12 protein-coding genes and 1 pseudogene are annotated in these 18,392 nt (G+C 72.3%); 9 read left to right on the top strand and 4 right to left on the bottom strand.

All coding sequences use genetic code 11. The annotated features are described in order from the left end of the window. Positions 1-17 precede the first annotated feature (17 nt). Positions 18-644, top strand: a complete 627-nt coding sequence (locus BM339_RS34095; RefSeq protein WP_256255586.1) for a TetR/AcrR family transcriptional regulator — start codon at positions 18-20, stop codon at positions 642-644. Positions 645-689: 45 nt separating this feature from the next. Here BM339_RS34095 and BM339_RS34090 read toward each other — a convergent pair whose 3' ends face one another. After that, entirely contained in the window at positions 690-4,064 is a 3,375-nt protein-coding gene (locus BM339_RS34090; protein ID WP_075023535.1) for a pyruvate carboxylase, read from the bottom strand. Positions 4,065-4,344: 280 nt separating this feature from the next. Between BM339_RS34090 and BM339_RS52365 the strand changes: the two genes are divergently transcribed. Together BM339_RS52365 and BM339_RS49065 are read left to right on the top strand one after the other, a co-directional pair. Next, on the top strand, positions 4,345-7,806 hold the full coding sequence (locus tag BM339_RS52365; protein WP_075023534.1) for an AAA family ATPase: 3,462 nt from the start codon (positions 4,345-4,347) through the stop codon (positions 7,804-7,806). Positions 7,807-8,033: 227 nt separating this feature from the next. Next, positions 8,034-8,213 carry a hypothetical protein gene (locus BM339_RS49065; protein WP_143118718.1) on the top strand — a complete coding sequence of 60 codons (180 nt, stop codon included), beginning with the start codon at positions 8,034-8,036 and terminating at the stop codon, positions 8,211-8,213. Positions 8,214-8,289: 76 nt separating this feature from the next. Here BM339_RS49065 and BM339_RS34080 read toward each other — a convergent pair whose 3' ends face one another. After that, entirely contained in the window at positions 8,290-8,925 is a 636-nt protein-coding gene (locus BM339_RS34080) for a TetR/AcrR family transcriptional regulator (RefSeq protein ID WP_177287850.1), read from the bottom strand. A 155-nt stretch (positions 8,926-9,080) separates the two neighbouring features. On the opposite strand from BM339_RS34080, the gene BM339_RS50910 reads away from it, so the two are divergent. After that, a complete protein-coding gene (locus tag BM339_RS50910; protein ID WP_075023533.1) occupies positions 9,081-10,913 on the top strand; it encodes a serine/threonine protein kinase in 1,833 nt (610 codons plus the stop codon). A gap of 112 nt (positions 10,914-11,025) precedes the next feature. Here BM339_RS50910 and BM339_RS34070 read toward each other — a convergent pair whose 3' ends face one another. Together BM339_RS34070 and BM339_RS34065 are read right to left on the bottom strand one after the other, a co-directional pair. Continuing rightward, positions 11,026-11,280: a DUF397 domain-containing protein gene (locus BM339_RS34070; RefSeq protein ID WP_021595104.1), complete on the bottom strand. Its 255-nt coding sequence runs from the start codon at positions 11,278-11,280 to the stop codon at positions 11,026-11,028. Further along, positions 11,277-12,099 (bottom strand): annotated as a pseudogene (locus BM339_RS34065) (helix-turn-helix domain-containing protein). The gene BM339_RS34070 and the pseudogene BM339_RS34065 overlap by 4 nt, the downstream one beginning before the upstream one ends. 271 nt (positions 12,100-12,370) lie before the next feature. Here BM339_RS34065 and BM339_RS34060 point away from each other — a divergent pair. From BM339_RS34060 to BM339_RS50285, 5 genes are all read left to right on the top strand, one after another. Further along, positions 12,371-12,988 carry an ATP-binding protein gene (locus tag BM339_RS34060; RefSeq protein ID WP_021595102.1) on the top strand — a complete coding sequence of 206 codons (618 nt, stop codon included), beginning with the start codon at positions 12,371-12,373 and terminating at the stop codon, positions 12,986-12,988. A gap of 120 nt (positions 12,989-13,108) precedes the next feature. Beyond that, entirely contained in the window at positions 13,109-13,462 is a 354-nt protein-coding gene (locus BM339_RS34055) for an STAS domain-containing protein (RefSeq protein WP_021595101.1), read from the top strand. A 217-nt stretch (positions 13,463-13,679) separates the two neighbouring features. Further along, entirely contained in the window at positions 13,680-14,936 is a 1,257-nt protein-coding gene (locus tag BM339_RS34050; protein WP_075023532.1) for a M16 family metallopeptidase, read from the top strand. After that, the gene (locus BM339_RS34045; protein WP_075023531.1) at positions 14,933-16,297 is read left to right on the top strand and encodes a M16 family metallopeptidase; all 1,365 of its coding nucleotides are present in this window, start codon (positions 14,933-14,935) and stop codon (positions 16,295-16,297) included. Before BM339_RS34050 ends, BM339_RS34045 begins: the two co-directional genes overlap by 4 nt. Before the next feature lie 179 nt (positions 16,298-16,476). Beyond that, entirely contained in the window at positions 16,477-18,105 is a 1,629-nt protein-coding gene (locus BM339_RS50285; RefSeq protein WP_075023530.1) for a sporulation protein, read from the top strand. The last annotated feature ends 287 nt before the right edge of the window (positions 18,106-18,392 follow it).

Raw genomic sequence — 18,392 nt, 5'->3', positions numbered from 1 at the left:
GTGAGAGGATGGCGGGCATGGGACTGCGGGAGATGAAGAAGCGGCAGACACGGCAGAACATCTCGAACCAGGCGACGCGCCTGTTCATGCGGCACGGCTTCGACCGGGTGACGATCGCCGACGTCGCCGCGGCGGCCCAGGTGGCGAAGATGACCGTCACCAACTACTTCCCGCGCAAGGAGGACCTGGCCCTCGACCTGCACGAGGAGTTCGTCGCGCTCCTGGCCCGCACGGTCGCCGGACGGGCGCCGGGCGAGTCGGCGCTGACAGCCCTCCGCCGGGCCTTCCTGGAGGCCGTCGCCAAGCACGACGCCGTGATCGGGTTCTCCGGCCCCGACTTCGCCCGCATGATCGTGGAGAGCCCGGCGCTGGTGGCGCGGCTCCGCGAGTTCCACGAGGAGCGGGAGGACGCCCTCGCCGCCGTCCTGGCCGAGGAGACGGGCGCCGGGCCGGACGGCGTCCTCCCCCGCCTCGTCGCCGCGCAGGTCGGCGGGGTCCACCGCGTCCTGTTCCAGGAGATCCTCCGCCGGACCCTCGACGGTGAGACGAACGACGAGATCGCGGCCGCTCTGGCCGAGTCCGCGACAACCGCCTTCGACCTTCTGGAACCGTCCCTGGGCGCCTACGCGATCCGCAGGCCGTAGCGCGCGCCGCGAGCCGCGGCGCTGGCGCCCAGGACCGGTTCACGGCTACTCCTGGATCACGAGGAGGAGATCGCCCGCCTGGACCGGGGTGGCCTCCGGGACGGCCAGCCGCGCGACGGTGCCGCCGACGGGTGCGGTGATGGCGGCCTCCATCTTCATCGCCTCGATGGTGGCGACGACGTCCCCGGCCGCGACCTCCTCGCCCTTGGCCACCCGCAGCGTGACGGAGCCGTCGAAGGGCGCGGCGACGTGGCCGGGCTCCGCGGGGTCGGCGCGCTCGACCGGCGGCGCGTCCGACACGACGGACTTGTCGCGCACGGACAGGGTGCGGAGCTGCCCGTTCACCGTGCAGATGACCTGCCGGACGCCGGCCTCGTCGATGTCGCCGACCGCCTCCAGCCCGGCGAGGACGCGCACACCGGGTTCGAGGTCGAACGCGACCTCGTGGCCCGTGCGCAGCCCGTAGAGGAACGGGCCGGTCGGCAGGAGGGACAGGTCGCCATAGGCCGCACGGGCTTCGCGGTAGTCCTTCGCGGGGCCGGGGAAGAGCAGGCGATCGAGGGTGTCGCGCACGTCCGGACCGTCCAGGGCCTTCTCCTCGGCTCCGTCCAGCTCGGCACGGGCGGGCGTGTACTGCCGTCCCGCAAGGGCCTTGGTGCGGAACGGCTCGGGCCAGCCGCCCGGAGGGTCGCCCAGCTCGCCGTTCAGGAACCCGATGACGCTGTCCGGGATGTCGTAGCGGTCGGGGTTCTCGGCGAAGTCGTCCGGGTCGGCGCCCGCGGCGACGAGGTGCAGGGCCAGGTCGCCGACGACCTTGCTGGACGGGGTGACCTTCACGAGCCGCCCGAGGATCGCGTCGGCCGCCGCGTACAGGCGCTCGATCTCCTCGAAGCGGTCGCCGAGGCCGAGCGCGACCGCCTGCTGCCGCAGGTTCGACAGCTGGCCGCCCGGGATCTCGTGCTGGTAGACGCGTCCGGTCGGCGACGGAAGGCCCATCTCGAACGGCGCGTAGAGCTTCCGCACGGCCTCCCAGTAGGGCTCCATGACGGTCAGCGCGTCCAGGTCGATGCCGGTCGCGTGGTCGGTGAAGTCGGTCGCGGCCACGATCGCCTGCAGGGGCGGCTGGCTCGTGGTGCCCGACAGCGGTGCCGCGGCACCGTCGACGGCGTCGACACCCGCTTCGATGGCGGCGATGTAGGTGCCGATCTGGCCGCCGGCCGTGTCATGGGTGTGCAGGTGGACGGGCAGGTCGAACCGGTCGCGGAGTGCCTTCACCAGTGTGCGCGCGGCAGGGGCGCGAAGGAGGCCGGCCATGTCCTTGATGCACAGGATGTGGACGCCCGCTTCGACGAGTTCCTCTGCGAGCCGCAGGTAGTAGTCGAGCGTGTAGAGCCGTTCGCCCGGGGCCGACAGGTCGCCGGTGTAGCAGAGGGTTCCTTCGACCAGCGCGTGGGTTTGAAGCGCGGCGTCAATGGCCGGCCGCATGCGTTCGACGTCGTTGAGGGCGTCGAACACCCGGAAGATGTCGACGCCCGTACTGGCCGCCTCCTTCACGAAGGCGCGCGCCACCGAGTCGGGGTACGGGGTGTAGCCGACCGTGTTGCGCCCACGCAGGAGCATCTGGATGCACAGGTTGGGTGCGGCTTCCCGGATCGCGGCCAGCCTGTCCCAGGGCGACTCGCCCAGGAAGCGAAGGGCGACGTCGTACGTCGCACCGCCCCACGCCTCGACGGACAGCAGCTCCGGGGTCATGCGGGCGAGGTAGGGCGCGGCCGCCAGCAGGTCGTAGGTGCGTACTCGCGTGGCGAGGAGCGACTGATGGGCGTCACGGAACGTCGTGTCGGTGACGGCCAGGGCGTTCTGGTCCCGGAGCCGCTCGGCGAACGCGCGCGGGCCGAGCGCCAGCAGCCGGTCGCGTGAGCCCTCCGGGAACGGGCCGTCCAGGTCGAGCGGCGGCAGCTTCGTCGCCGGGTCCAGGTCCGTGGGCGCATCACCGTGCGGCTTGTTGACGGTGACGTCCGCCAGGTACCGGACGAGCCGTGTGGCGCGGTCACCGCTGGAGCGGGCCGTGAGCAGCTCGGGATGGTCGGCGATGTAGGACGTCGTGACCCCGCCCGCGCGGAAGTCGGGCTCGTCCAGCAGCGCCCGCAGGAACGGGATGTTGGACGCGACACCGCGGATGCGGAACTCGGCGACGGCCCGGCGCGCCCGCCGCACGGCCTCCTCGAACGTCCGGCCGCGGCAGGTCAGCTTCACCAGCAGCGAGTCGAAGTGCGGGGAGACGATCGCGCCGCCGTACGCCGTCCCGGTGTCGAGGCGCACCCCGGCGCCGCCCGGCGACCGGTAGGCCGAGATCTTCCCGGTGTCGGGGCGGAACCCGTTCGCGGGGTCCTCGGTCGTGATGCGGCACTGCACGGCGAAGCCGCTCACGCTCACCTGGTCCTGCGCGATGCCGAGGTCGGCGAGGGTCTCGCCGCCCGCGATGCGCAGCTGGCTCTGCACCAGGTCGACGCCGGTGACCTCCTCGGTCACGGTGTGCTCGACCTGGATGCGCGGGTTCATCTCGATGAACACGTGCTCGCCGCGGTCGTCCACGAGGAACTCGACCGTGCCCGCGTTCTCGTACCCGATCTCCCGGGCGAACCGGACCGCGTCGTCGCAGAGCCGCCGCGCCACGTCCGGGTCCAGCCGCGGCGCGGGCGCGATCTCCACGACCTTCTGGTGGCGGCGCTGCACCGAGCAGTCGCGCTCGCGCAGATGGACGACGCTCCCGGCGCCGTCCGCGAGGATCTGCACCTCGATGTGGCGGGGGCGGTCGACCGCCTGCTCCAGGAACACCGTCGGGTCGCCGAACGCGCTCTCGGCCTCGCGGCGCGCCGTGTCGACGGCGGCCTCCAGTTCCTCGCGGTGGTCGACCCGGCGCAGGCCCCGCCCGCCGCCGCCCGCCGCGGCCTTCACGAAGAGCGGGAACCCGACCTCGTCGGCCGCCTCCAGCTCCCGCCCCGGCTCCGGCGTCGCCGAGCGCAGCACCGGCAGGCCCGCCCGCCGCGCCGCCGCGACCGCCTCGATCTTGTTGCCGGCCAGGCTCAGCACGCGGGACGGCGGGCCGACGAACCTGATCCCGTTGCGCTCGCACGCCTTCGCCAGCTCGGGGCTCTCCGACAGGAACCCGTACCCGGGGTAGACGGCGTCGGCGCCCACCCGCAGCGCGGTCTCCACGATCCCGTCCACGTCCAGGTAGGCGCGGACGGGGTGGCCGTGCTCGCCGATCTCGTACGCCTCGTCTGCCTTCTGCCGGTGCAGGGACAGCCGGTCCTCGTGGGCGTAGACGGCGACGCTGGCGATGCCGAGTTCGTAGGCCGCGCGGAAGGCGCGCACGGCGATCTCGCCCCGGTTGGCGACGAGCAGCTTTGCGATCACGTAACTCTCCCAGACGGGCGGGCACAGGCTGAATCCTCGGATACCTACCCAGTTGAACGGTTCGGCGAGCACCGGGAACCGATCGTGGTTTGTGAACAAAGTGATAGATCGCGTCTACTGAGAAATTTGCACGGTTCTTTCGGCGTGTCCGGTGTGTCCGGCGACCTGCTGGAACGCGGGACCGTCTCGGCGTCCGGGACCGTCTCGGCGTCCGGGGCCCCGGGCGACGCCGCGCTCGTTAGGCTGTTCCGCCGGGGTTGTGTGCTTTGAGAGGAACGCGGTGCGGCTGCCGGAACATCTGGAACTGCTCGTCTCGGACGAGCCCGTCCTCGACTTCTACGCGGCGGGACCGTGGCGCGTTCCGGACGGGCTGTTCGACCAGATCCGCGACCGGATCGACGCCCTCGCCGCCGACCCGCGCGGCGTCCCGCTGACCACCGACCACCACGCGCTGATGGCCAACCCGGCCCCGCTGGTCGTCGCCGAGATGATGACCCTGTTCGGCTTCCTGCAAGGCTCCGCGACCGTCCTGTCCGGGTCGAGCACGAAGCTGTTCCACGAGGTCTTCGGACGTCTCCTGACCGAACCGCTCGACCCTCAGCAGAACAGCGTCGACTGGAGTGCGGGCTCGGGCGCGTTCCGGCCGTTCGACTGGCTTGAGGAGTCCGGCGACCAGGACCTCTCCCTCACCCTCGCCCGCGAGGCGCTCACGGTGTTCGAGGGCCTCGAACCGATCGAGGCCCGGCGGCAGGCGCTGGTCAAGCTCTTCGAGACCCCTCCCCCGGGCGAGTGGCTCTCGCGACCGCTGGAGGAAAGGCGCGACCTGTGGGCCGCCCAGGCGGACGACGAGACCATCGCCGTCCTGCCCGAACTGGCCGGCCCCATCGGCTACCTGGAATGGGTGTGCTCGGGGCTCCTTCCCGTACACGAGCACCTGCGCAACGTCGCCCCGCATGAGGAAACCGTCGACGAGCTGCTCGTCCACCTGCTGTTGCAGGCCGGGCTCAAGCAGGTGCCCGCCGAGCTGTCGACCGTCCTGACCGAAGACCAGTACGGCGCGCTGCTCGCGAACTTCGACGACACCCGCGGCTCCTTCGACCCGGACCCCTGGTCCCTCGGCGAATGGGCGTGGCTCGCGCGCGCCCTCGGCGCCGGCGCCATCGACGCCTGCCGCGGCTGGCTCGACATGGCGACGCGCTTCACCGGCGTCGTCCAGGGGCTCCCCGGCCCCGCCGCCGCTCCCGACCCCGCGTGGATCCCGATCGCAGGGTTCCAGAAGGACGTCCGGCGCCTGTTCGCGCCGCGCCGCCGGATGGTCAACCCGCTCGCCGCCAACCTCGGCAAGGCCGCCGCGTCCCGTCCCCGCGGCGCCCGCCGCCCCCCGATCACCACCGGCCTGATCGGCCAGCCGGACGTCGTGGCCGCGCTGGAGGAGATCGCCGACGGCACCGGCCCGGTCCGGCTGATGATCGTCGGCCCGGACGGCACCGGCAAGCGGGACGCCGCCCAGGAGATCGCGCGGCTCGTCCAGCGGCACGGCATCACCGAGGAGCCCCTCTGGCTGGCCGACGACTTCTTCGCCGCCAAGGAGGTCTCCGCCGCGACCATCCACCTCTACAACGACGCGCGCGACTGCGCCGGAACGCGGCTGATGGTCATCGACGGCCTGGACGACATGTCCCGCGACACGCAGAGCGGCGAGGCCATCGTCGAACAACTGCACCGGGCCCTCGACGTCCACGACGACCTCCACGTCGTCGCTCTGTGCGAGCCGGGTGGGGATGCGCGCATCCGCGAGGTGAACCCCGGGCTCGCCCTGCGGTTCCAGGTCGTCAGGACGCACCCGTTCACCGCCGAGGGGTACTCGGAGCTGTTCAACCGGGCCATCCAGCAGCGCGGGGCGCGCGCCCACAAGCGCGCCCTGACCGCCGCCGGACAGCTGCTCGCCCGCACGCCGCCCGTCCGGAACCTGCGCAACGCCCGCCTCGCCCAGCGGCTGGCCGACATCGTCGTCGAAGCCGTCCGCGAGCGGACCGAGCCCGGCCAGGAGCTCGTCGTCAAGCGCCCGGACATCCCCGCCTCGTTCGACACGCCCGCCGACGACCCGATGGCCGAACTCGACGCCCTGGTGGGCCTCGGCACCGTCAAGCACGAGATCGAGCTCATCATCGCCGGCGCGAAGGCCGCGAAGCTGCGCGGCGACGCCGGGCTGCCCGTCCCCGCGGGCCCGGCCCGGCACATGGTCTTCACCGGCAACCCCGGCACCGGCAAGACCGTCGTCGCGCGCCTCTTCGCCCGCGTCCTCAAGGACCTCGGCGTCCTGTCCTCGGGCCACCTGGTCGAGACGTCCCGGTCCGGGCTGATCGGACGCTACATCGGCGAGACCGCCGTGAAGACCCGCCAGGTCGCCCAGCGCGCCGTCGGCGGCGTGCTGTTCATCGACGAGGCGTACGCCCTCACCCAGTCCGACCTGGACGACGACTACGGCCCCGAGGCCATCGCCGAACTCCTGAAGGTCATGGAGGACAACCGGGACGACCTCGTCGTCATCGTCGCGGGCTACGACCGCGAGATGCAGCGCTTCCTCACCTCCGACCCAGGCCTGGCGTCCCGCTTCCCGACCATCGTCCGGTTCCCCGACTTCACCGACGCCCAGCTGATCGAGATCTTCACCGCCCAGACGGCGGCCGCCGGGCTGGCGCCGTCCGACGCCACCGCCGGCAAGGTCGCCGAGCTGCTCCGCCGCGCCCCGCGCGGGCGCTCCTTCGGCAACGCCCGCGCGATGCGCAACCTCGTGGAGCGCGCCACCGCCCTCCAGGCGCGCCGCGTCACCGCCCTGCGCAAGCCCACCCCGGACGACCTCGCCGCCCTCCTGCCCGCCGACATCCCGGACACCCTGACCGGCACCACCCGCGTGCGGCCCGTCACCGACCCGCTCGCCGAACTGGACGCGCTCATCGGCCTCACCGCCGTCAAGGAGGAGGTGCACCGCCTCGCCGCCGAGGCCCGCGCCGCCGACCTGCGCCGCGCCGCCGGCCACCCGGTCCCCGTCCCCACCCGGCACATGGTCTTCACCGGCAATCCCGGCACCGCCAAGACCACCGTCGCCCGGCTGATCGCCTCGGTGTACGCGCAGCTCGGCCTGCTCTCGTCCGGCCACCTGGTCGAGGCCGCCCGCGCCGACCTGGTCGGCCCCTACCTGGGCCAGACGGCGCCCCGCGTCCGGGCGGCCGTGGAGCAGGCCCTCGGCGGCGTCCTCTTCATCGACGAGGCCTACTCCCTCACCGGCGACACCTACAGCCAGGAGGCCGTCTCCACCCTCGTCCAGCTGATGGAGGAGTACCGCGGCGACCTGGTGGTCATCGTGGCCGGCTACGAGCGCGAGATGACGGCCTTCCTGACCGCGAACTCGGGCCTGAAGTCCCGCCTCCCCAAGCACCTCACGTTCCCCGACTACACCGACGAGGAACTGGTGGCCATCTTCACCCGCATGGCCGCCCAGGAGGGCCTCACCCTCACCCCGGACGTCCGCACCCGCCTGCGCGAGATCCTCCGGGAGATCCCCCGCGACACGACCTTCGGCAACGGCCGCCTCATGCGGAACATCCTGGACACGGCCCTGGCGATCCAGTCCACCCGCCTGACCGACACGTCGGACCCGAAGGCCCTGACCACCCTCCACCCCGCCGACCTGACCCCGCCCAAGGGTGCTCCCCAGAAGAACGTCGGCCTCTACCTCTAGCCCCCTGTCAGAGAGTTCGCCGGTGACGAAGGTGTGGCGAGCATCTTCCGCACGGAGTCCAGCGTCCCACCCTTGATCCGCCCGAGGCACGCGGCGGCGGCCGGAACCGGACGACGCTAAACGGAACGATCACTCGGAATAGCGCCAAGGATCTTGCGGTTGCAACTACCGTGCGAGATCCGGCGACCCGGGTAGCACCCCTGTCCACCGCCCATGGAGGTGAATCCGTGCCGAGCAGCATTCCTCGCCGTTCCACCAACGGACGCAAACACCTGAAGACGACGTCCCTTCGAGCGCTCGCGGTCGCGGCGCAGCTGGAACGCAACCATGCCCAGGAGGGTCCACCGGGCAAGGCCGACGGCCGGGCGGAGTCCCGTCCAGAGCGGCGGACGCCCGACCCGGCCTGACCACCGTTCGCCCCGGCCTCTTGAGGCCTGGGCATGCGAAACCCCCCGTGCGGGGGTTTTCGTGTTTCTGGGCCTCCTACAGGACGGTCACGTTGAAGAAGGCGTGGACGGTGGCGCGCGCGCGTTCCGCCCCCACGCCCTCGACCATCGCGGTGAGGTGTTCCGCGCCGAGGACGGCCAAGAGCGCGTGCGCCATGGCCTCGCCGTCCGGAACCGCCTCACCGAACTCGTCCAGCAGGATCGTCAGGTGGCGATGCCAGAATCCGTAGGCGCCGATGCGGTACCGCGCCCCGGGCGACGCGGTCTCCGACATGCGCACCAGCGATAGGTGGTCCAGCACGTAGTCCAGGTAGGCATCGGCGAAGGCCCGCAGACGCTCGGACGGCGGAACGGTCGTCGCCCCGTCCCCTGGACCCAGCGGAGGCGGGCCGAACAGGATCGCGTCCTGCAGATCGCGTTCCCGCTCGTTCAGCAGGGCCACGGCCAGGCCGGCCTTGTCGCCGAACCGCCGGAAGAGGGTCCCCTTGCCCACACCGGCCTCGGCCGCCACCGCGTCCATCGTGACCGACTCGACCCCGTGCCGGGCGAAGAGCGCCGCCGCGGCGTCCAGCACCTTCACCCGGTTGCGGGCGGCGTCGGCGCGCTCCTTGGGCGGCGGCGTGCGCATCAGCTCCAGGTCGACCCGCCTCCCGGCGGCCGGACGACGGTCCATCAGCCCTCCCCCGTTCCACTAAGCGGACTATAGTCCCAATAAGTCCCCGCAGCCAAGACGCTAGATCACCTGCTTGGCGGAGCGCATACCCTCGTCTGGCCATAGTCTTGCTGACAGTCTTGCCAATGAGCCGGGAGCGACGGGGAGCGAGTGGTGTGACGGACAGGACGATGCCGGACGCCCTTCCACTGCGGTCGGGCGATCCGACCCGACTGGGCGGCTACGAGATCCTGGGCCGCCTGGGCGAGGGCGGGCAGGGCGCGGTCTTCCTGGGCCGTCCCGCCGGGGAGAGCGGCGCCACGCGGTCCACGGACCACGTCGCCATCAAGCTCATGCACGGCGGCATGGCAGGGGACGAGTCCGCCCGCGCGCGCTTCGTCCGGGAGCTGGAAGTTGCCAAGCGCGTCGCGCGCTTCTGCACCGCGCAGGTTCTCGACGCCGACGTGGCGGGCGACCAGCCGTACATAGTCAGCGAGTACGTCCCCGGGCTGTCCCTGCACCATGTCGTGCGGACCGATGGCCCGCGCACTGGCGGCGCCCTGGAGCGGCTCGCCATCAGCACCCTGACGGCTCTCACCGCCATCCACCAGGCCAGCATCGTGCACCGCGACTTCAAGCCGCACAACGTCATGATGGGGCCGGACGGGCCGCGCGTCATCGACTTCGGGGTGGCGCGCGCGCTGGGCGCGGCCGGTGAGACCCAGAACGTCGGGACCCCCGCCTACATGGCCCCCGAGCACTTCACGGGAGGCGAGGTCGGTCCCGCGGCCGACATGTTCGCCTGGGGCACGACGATGTCGTTCGCCGCCACCGGACGCCCGGCGTTCGGCAACGACGAGATGGCCACGGTCATGCACCGGATCCTGACGGGCGAGCCCGATCTGGGCGACCTGCCGAGCCCGATGCGCGAGCTGGTCCTGGCATGCCTGACCAAGGAGCCGGCGCGGCGCCCGACGGCCCGGGAGGCGCAGGAGCGCCTGGTCGGCGCGGCCAGCGGGACATCGGCGGGCGCGTCGCCCGTCCCTCCGCTGCCCGCCTTCCCCGGGGCCGCCGACCTGCCCGCGCCCCCGTACGCGGCCTCGTCGCGCGGCTCGACGGACCCGCACGCGTCCCCGTCCGCCATGGCCGGCGCCGTCCTGCCTCCGGAGAGCGCCACGGACCCGTCCGGTGTCAGGCACCGGACGGCCCCGCAGCCCCCGCCCTTCGGCGACGCGACGCCCCCGCCGAACGGTCACGGCCAGGTTCACGCCGCACCCGGGATGCCGCCGGTGCCCCCTCCCGTGCCGCCCCACGGCCGGCGGGCGGACGGAAGGAGGGGCGGGCGCCTCGCCGTGCCGATCGCGGCGGCCGTGGCGGTGGCGGTGGTCATCGCCGGCGGCGCCGCCTGGGCGACGACACGGTCCGGCGACGGTAAGGACGACGGGCAGTCCGTCGCGTCGTCCGACCAGAACCAGGGGACGCAAGGCGGCTCCGGGGCCGCGAACGGCGCCGGAACCGACGCCCAGAGCCCGGCGAAGCCCAAACCGGGGCAGCCGGGGAACGGCCAGAGCGGGAGCCCCTCGAACCCCAACGGCTCCAAGAAGCCGAGCACACCGCAGCAGCCCGGAGGGTCGACACCCCCGAACGGCGGCGGTGGCGGTGGCGGGACCCCGCCCAAGGAACCGCCCAACAAGTACACGCCACAGGCCGTGTGCAACAGCGGAGGCCACGGAGGCGGGTACTACGTGCAGCGCTCCATGGCCGTCTCCGGTGGCGTCGCCTACCTGCTCTACAACTCGTCCACCTACAACTGCGCCGTCACCATCAAGACCACGAACGTCGGCAAGAAGTCGCCGGTGTCGACCTGGATCCAGAAGAAGGGCGGCAGCAAGATCGGTGACAGCGGGTCGTTCGCCTGGTACGCGGGGCCGGTGTACGTGAAGGCGCCTGGTACGTGCGTCCGCTTCGGCGGCAACGGCCGTACCTCGTCCTACGGCAACTGCGGCTGACCTGGAGAAAACCTGGAGAAAAAAGGCCACCCTCGCGCCTGGGGTGGCCTGTGTCTCGTTGGGGCGGCGGGGCCGACGTTCGGTGTACCGGTGCCGACCCGCCGCTCGGGATTCAGTTACGGGAAGCGATGAGATGGTCGAAGTCGCCGTCCTTGGCTCCAAGGATGAGCGCTTCTATCTCGGGGCGGGTGTAGATGAGGGCGGGACCCTCGGGATGACGGGAGTTGCGCATCGCCACCTGCCCTCCGGGCAGTTCGGCGATTTCCACACAGTTCCCCTGGGAGTTGCTTCGCCGGGACTTCAGCCATCGCGCCCCGAGGAGCTCGGCGGCCGACATCCCGTTGTCGTAATCGGTCTGGAGCATCATGTCTCTCTGAGAAGATCACCGAGAAGCTCGACCGTGCGTTCCGGAGTCGCACTGTCGACGCACAGGCGTTCCATCGCCTGCAGGTAGGTGTCGACGTCGTCGCGCTTGTCCAGATACATCGCGCCGGTGAGGTTCTCGACGTAAACCACGTCCGGCAGGTCCTGCTCGGGAAAACGCAGGATCGTGAAGGCGCCCCCCTCGGCGGCGTGGCCGCCGAACCGGAACGGCATGATCTGGATGGTGACGTTGGGCAGCTTGGACCATCTCGATGAGGTGCTCGAACTGGCCCCGCATCACCTCCGGACCTCCGATGGGACGCTTGAGCGCCCCCTCGTCCACCACGGCCCACAGACGCGGCGCGTCCGGGCCGGTGAGGCGTTCCTGACGTTGCAGGCGCAGTTCCACGCGCTGTTCGATCTCTTGTTCCGCGGCTCCGGCGTTGCCCAGGCGGATCACCGCACGCGCATACCCCTCCGACTGCAGCAGGCCCGGGACGAACTGCAGTTCATATGTGCGGATCAGCGCCGCCGACTCCTCCAGGCCGACATAGGTCTGGAACCAGCCGGGCAGCACGTCGTTGTACCGGTGCCACCAACCGGGGGTGTTGGCCTCCCTGGCGAGCTGTAGCAGCGCCTCGCGTTCGGTCTTGTCGCTGACGCCGTACAACGTGAGCAGGTCGTCCACGTCGCGTTCTTTGAAGCTGACCCGGCCGAGCTCGAGGCGGCTGATCTTGGACTCCGACGCGCGGATGACGTAGCCGGCGTCCTGACGGGTCACGCCCCTCTGCTCGCGCAGACGGCGAAGCTGTGACCCGAGCAGGATCCGACGAACCGTCGACCCGCTTCCCGGCGTCTCTGGAGTCACGCCCAACCTCCCGGCTATTCGGCGGACAGCGAACCTAGTGTGCCACTGGCCTCAGTGTCCTGCGGTTACCTCCGATCACTCGCATGCGATCCGCGTCGCCCCACACCCTCACAACGCGGATGCACGTGCATTGGGCCTTGCATTCGCACGCTACGATGCGCAGGATAACGCACGAGACTTCCGAGCCACGGCTGCACAACGAGATCACTCTGCGGGGTCCGGTGGAATGACGTCACGCCATGCGCACGACGACACGCGGTGGGAGCTTGCCCCTGTCGCGGGGCCGGCCGACCCGCAGGACCACGCTGGGCGCTCGACGCCGGTCCCGGAGTCGTGCGACCTGCCCCCGCGCCTCGACACGGCCGTCACCGCGCTGACCGAGCTGACCGGGGCCACGGTCTCCTTCACCGTCGAGCCCGACCCCGAGTCGGTCACCGACGCCCGGCACTTCGCGGTCTCCAGGCTCGTCGAGTGGAACCTCTCCGAGCTCACCGACGACGTCGGCCTCGTCGTCTCCGAACTCGTCACGAACGCGCTGAGGCACAGCGGAAGGGTGACCGGCGGGCGGCTGGGCGACGACGTGCACCGCGAGGGCGTGTACGGCGACCCGGCCGACCCGCTGGGATCCGCTCCGTCCGCCATAAGGCTGCGCCTGGGGCACGAAGGCCCGTGGCTGCTCTGCGGAATCATGGACGCGAGCCGCATGGCGCCACGCCGCAAGGAACCCGACTACATCGCCGAGACCGGACGCGGCCTGCATCTGGTCGAGTCGTTCAGCGTCCGCTGGGGCTGGCGGGCCCTCTCCCACGGCAAGGTGGTCTGGGCACTGTTCCGGGCTCCCTGACGCGTGTCACACGCTTGACGGGCGTAACAACGTCCGACAGGGGTAACTAATGAGTTCCCCTCCGGGTGCTCTAGAACTCCCCTAGGGCCCTCGCGAGACGACCGGCAGAGAGGAGCACCGGTGGACTTCGCCGTCGAGCATCGCGTCGAGAAGGGCCTCACGGTCGTGAAGATCAGCGGTGAGATCGACGTCTTCACCAGCCCCCGGCTGCGGGAGGCCCTGCTCGACATCATCGACAACGGCGGTTCGCACCTGGTCATCGACCTCAGCGAGGTCACCTTCCTGGACTCCACCGGCCTCGGCGTGCTCGTCGGCATCTACCACCGGCTCCGCGCGCGCGACGGCTCGATGTCGTTCATGGGCGTCAACGACCGGGTGCGGCGCGTCTTCCACGTCACCCAGCTCACCAAGATCTTCGTTCTGCACCGGTCCCTGGAGGACGCCATCGCGGCGCACGAGTCCGCCGCCTCCTGACCCGCCTTCTTCCCCTCGGCTCCCGCTTTCTCGTCCGGGTTCGTCCGAGCTTGTCCGTTTCCTGGGCGCGAGTTATCCACAGTTCGCGCGGACGCGCCTCCCGTCCGGCGCACCCGGTACGGTGAGACCGAGATCAAGCCCGCCGCACCGGGCACGTCCCGCCGACGCGCGCGGTGCTGTCCGCCGGCCGACCCATCGAAACGGACGGGAGCGCTCCGTGGCAGAACAGCCGCTGCATGAGCACACGCTCGGCAATGGCCTGCGCGTGGTGGTCTGCGAGGACCACGTCGTACCACTGGCCGCCGTGAACATCTGGTACGGGGTGGGTTCGCGGCACGAGCGGGCCGGCCGCACCGGCCTCGCCCACCTCTTCGAGCACCTGATGTTCCAGGGCTCCGCCAACGTCGCCGAAGGGGAGCACGCGGCACTCCTGGAGAGCGCCGGCGCCGCGTTCAACGCCAGCACGTCGTTCGAGCGCACGAACTACTACGAGACGGTTCCCGTCAGCCACCTGGAGCTCGCGCTCTGGCTGGAGGCCGACCGGATGGGGACGCTGCCCAGCGCGCTCACCCAGGCCAACCTCGACAACCAGCGCGACGTGGTGAAGAACGAACGCCGCCAGCGCTACGACAACCAGCCCTACGGGACGGCCTTCGAGCGGCTGTGCGCGCTGACATTCCCGCAGGGCCACCCCTACGCGCACACCCCGATCGGCTCCATGGACGACCTGGACGCCACCACCCTCGAAGACTGCGCCGACTTCTTCGCCACCTGGTACGCGCCGGGCAACGCCGTCCTGTCCGTCGTCGGCGACGTCGACCCGGAGAAGACGGTGGCCGCGGTGGAGCGCTACTTCGGCGGCCTCCCGGCCGGGCCGGACAAGCCCCCCGCCCGCCCCGGCGACCTCGGGCCGCTGCCCGGCGTCCGCGGCGAGGCGGTCGACGAGGAGGTCCCCTCCCCCGCCTACTTCGCGATGTTCACGCTGCCCACCGACGGCGGCGACGACGTCGAGGCCGCCGAGCTCGCGGTCGAGATCCTCGGCGGCGGCTCCGGCTCCCGCCTGTACGACCGGATGGTGCGGCGCGACCAGATCGCCACCGAGGTGTGGGCCGGGGTGACGCGGCTCGCGTCCGGGCCGTCCCTGGCGATCGTGGACGCCATCGGGCCGGAACCGGACAAGATCGCCGCCGTGCTGGACGAGGAGCTGGAGCGGTTCGCCGCCGACGGCCCGGACGCCGACGAGACCGCCCGCGCCACCGCCCAGGCCGAACGCGGCTTCCTGGAGCAGACCGAGACGGTGACGGGCCTGGCCAACGCGCTGTCGCAGAACGCGACGCAGTTCGGCGACCCGGCCCGGGTCTACACCGCCCCCGGCCGCGCCGCCGCCGTCACCGCGGACGCGATCAAGGAGATGGCGGGCCACTGGCTCGCGCCCGGCGCCCGCGCCGCCCTGACCTACGGAGGCACCTCGTGAGCAGCGGTCTCGTCCTGCAGCCCCGCCCCGTCCCGGGGCCCGTCCCGGCCTGGGCCTTCCCGGCCGGGACCGCGGGCCGCGTCCCGGCCGGGCCGGCGACGCTGCGCTGCGACCTGCCCGGCCGGCGGCTCGCCGCGGTCCGGCTCGTCCTGCACGCGGGCGCCGGCCGCGAGCCCTCCGGCCTGGACGGCGTCGCGACGCTGACCGCCCGCGCCCTGCTGGAGGGCACCGAGCCCGGCGGCGGCACCGCGCTGACCGCCGCGTTCGAGCGGCTCGGCGCCAGCCTCTACGCCCACGCCGACCTGACCGCGCTGCGGGTCGCGCTCGACGTCCCCACGTCGCGGCTCGACGCCGCCCTGGACCTGTTCTCCTCGGTGGTGCGGCGCCCGGCGCTGGACGACGCCGACGTGCGCCGCCTGGTCCGCGAACGGCTGGAGGAGATCGCGCAGGAGGACGCCGATCCCGGCTCGCGCGCCATGCGCGAGATCCGCGCGGTCCTCTTCCCGACCGAGGCCCGGGCGTCCCGCCCCACCGGCGGCACCCGCGACTCGGTCGGCGCCCTCCAGGGGTCGGACGTCCGCGACTTCTACGGCTCTGTGGTGCCCGCGGAGGCCACCGCGGTCGTCGCGGGTGATCTGTCAGGGGTGGACGCCGACGGGGCCCTCAGCGCCGCTCTGGAGAGCTGGGCGGGGTCGGGCGAGCCGCTCCCGACCGCCGACCGGATCATGCCGGAGTCGGCCGCCCGCATCGTCGTCGTCGACCGCCCCGGGTCCGTGCAGACCTACCTCGGCTTCGCGCACGGCGTCCCCGACCGCTCGCACCACGACTGGCCGTCGCTGATGGTGGCCTCGCACGTGCTGGGCGGCGGGCTCACGTCGCGGCTCAACGCCGTGCTGCGCGAGGAGAAGGGCTACACCTACGGCATGCGGGCCGGGCTGCTGCGGATGCGGCACTGCGGGCTGTTCATCGCCCAGGGCGCCGTCCACACCGAGGTCACCGCCGACGCCGTCGCGGACGCGCTGACCGAACTGCGCGGTGTCGTCTCCCGCGGCATCGAGGCCGACGAGCACGGATCGTCCGTCCGCGCGCTGGCCGACCGGGCGCCCGCCGAGTACGAGACTGCACGCGCCGTCGCCGCCGAACTGGCCGACGCGTCCGCCAACGGGCTCGGCGCGGACTACCCGTCCGCGTACCTGGCCGCCGTCCGCGCCTCCACCCCGGACGGCGTCGCCCGCGCCTACCGCAAGCACGTCGACCCCGAGGCCCTGACCGTCGTCGCCGTCGGAGACGCCGCACAGATCCGCGAACCGCTGGAGAAGCTCGGCTACGCCCCCGTGACCGTCACCGCCAAAGAGGAGTGACCGCGAGACCCGCGCCGTGGCGGCGCGGACAGATTGTGTGCGGTGTTCTCCTTCATGGCGTGAACCAATGGCATGGTGGAGTAGGTCTAACTTGCGCGGCCTGAAGCGCACGGCCTAACTTGCGCCGGGCGAACTTGCGCGGGGACTGCGTCCCCGCGGTCGGGAGAGGGGTACGGCCGGTGTCCTACGGGCAGATGGCGGGCGGCGGGCCGACCGTCGACACGATCCTGTCGGAGCCGAACTGCAAGCCCGGCGGCGTCGTGGCGGGAAAGGTGCATCTGCGCGGCGGCTCCGGGCCCGTGGAGGTCCGGCACGTGACGCTGGCCCTGATGCCGCGCATGCACAACGGGTACGGCGGCGAGTCGGCCGGGCCGGAGGTGTACCGGGGCGCCCTCACCCGCGGTTTCCGGCTGGACGCCGGCGGGCAGCGCGACCTGGCGTTCTCGATCCCGCTGCCGTACGAGCTGCCGTTCACCACCGTCCTCGGCCACGAGCTCCCGGGCTTCACCATCGGCATGTGCACCGAGGTCGACGTCGCCGGCCAACCCGACCCGGGCGACGTCGACCCGATCTCCGTCGAGCCGCTGGAATCCCAGCAATGGGTGCTCGCCTCGATCGCCCGGCTCGGCTTCCAGATCACCAACGTGACGTTCGAGTCGTCCAAACTGCGGGGCGTCTCTCAGCAGCTGCCGTTCCACCAGGAGATCCACCTCAACCCCCCGACGTCGTACCAGGGCCGGATCGACAAGATCGGGCTGAGCTTCATCGCCAGCCCGCGCGGCATGTCCTTCGTCCTGCGCGCCGAAGACCGCGACACCCCGCAGGACGAGTCCTTCGGTGTCTTCAAGGTCCCGCACGCCGAGGCCGCCGAGACGGACTGGAACGCCAAGATCGGCCAGTGGCTGGAAGCCGCCGTCGCACTACCGCGTTCGTCCCGTCCGAGCTCCTCGCCCGGCGCCCCCACACCCCCACCCGGCCAGGCACCACTACCGCCGCCTGGCTCCCCGTCATCGTTCCCACCCCCACCACCCGCACCCCCACGCCCCGCCGCGGCGTCCTACGGCGGCCCAGGCGAATACGGCAACGCCCAGTACCCACCCCCCGCCCCCGCCCCAGGCCGACAACCAGCCCCCATGGCCGCTTCCGCCCCCACACCACCCCCAGGCCACGGCGGCGCCCCCGGCACCTTCCCCCCACCCCCTCCGGCACACTCCCCCATACACGGCACGCCCGGCCCTCTCCCCGCGGGACCCGGCAGGCCCGCGCCACACGGTCCCCCACCCCCACCGCACGGCGCACCCCCACCCCCACACGGCACACCGCCCCCACAGCACGGCGCACCGCCCCCACCAGCGCCAGGCGGCCCGACCCCCTACCCGCCTCCAGCACCCCACGGCGGGCCGCCCCCACCCGCCCCGCACTACCCGCCCGCGGTGCACGGGCACCCGGGCCCGCCGCCGATGCACGTCCACCACGCCCCGCCCGGCTACCACGGGCACCGCGGCCACGGCGTAGCCGCGGCCGGCCTGGTCGGCGGCGCCGCCGCGGCCGGGATCGCGGGCGGCATGGCCGTCGGCGCCATGGGCGACGCCGCCGGCTACGCGCAGAACGCCGCGGGCTACGTCGCCGGCGTCCCAGTGGACGCCTTCGGCAACGCGGTCGCCGGCTACGCGGGCAACGTCGCCGGCAACGTGATCGCCGACGCCGCCGGCGGCGTGGCCGGAGACATCGCAGGCGACGTCGCCGGCGAACTGGCCGGCGGAGCCGCCGAGATCCTAGGCGGCCTCCTGGGCGGCCTCTTCGGCTAACCAACCTCCCCCAAGCCACCCCACCCGCGTCCGGTCGCCCACACTGAAGGGCTCCGGCCGCGTGTACTTCCGCGCGCCAGCCCGCCGGACGGTGACCCGCGGGTCCACAGCGCTCGGCGCGAGCAAGCTCCCGCACGGCCGGGCCGCAACGACGCTCGCAGCGGCCGCCCCACCGACGCGCGGAACCAGCTCACCGCCAGCACGCTCGGCCAACGCTGAGACCACCTGCGCCACGGGTTGGCTCGGCCGGGTGCGGCGCCAGTGGCGCGTTCGGGTGGCGTTGGGTC

Origin of the sequence: Actinomadura madurae (assembly GCF_900115095.1) — a bacterium.
GTDB classification, from domain to species: Bacteria; Actinomycetota; Actinomycetes; order Streptosporangiales; family Streptosporangiaceae; genus Spirillospora; species Spirillospora madurae.
Note: the sequence above shows the minus strand (reverse complement) of the source record. Positions and strands in the feature narration are given on the sequence as shown.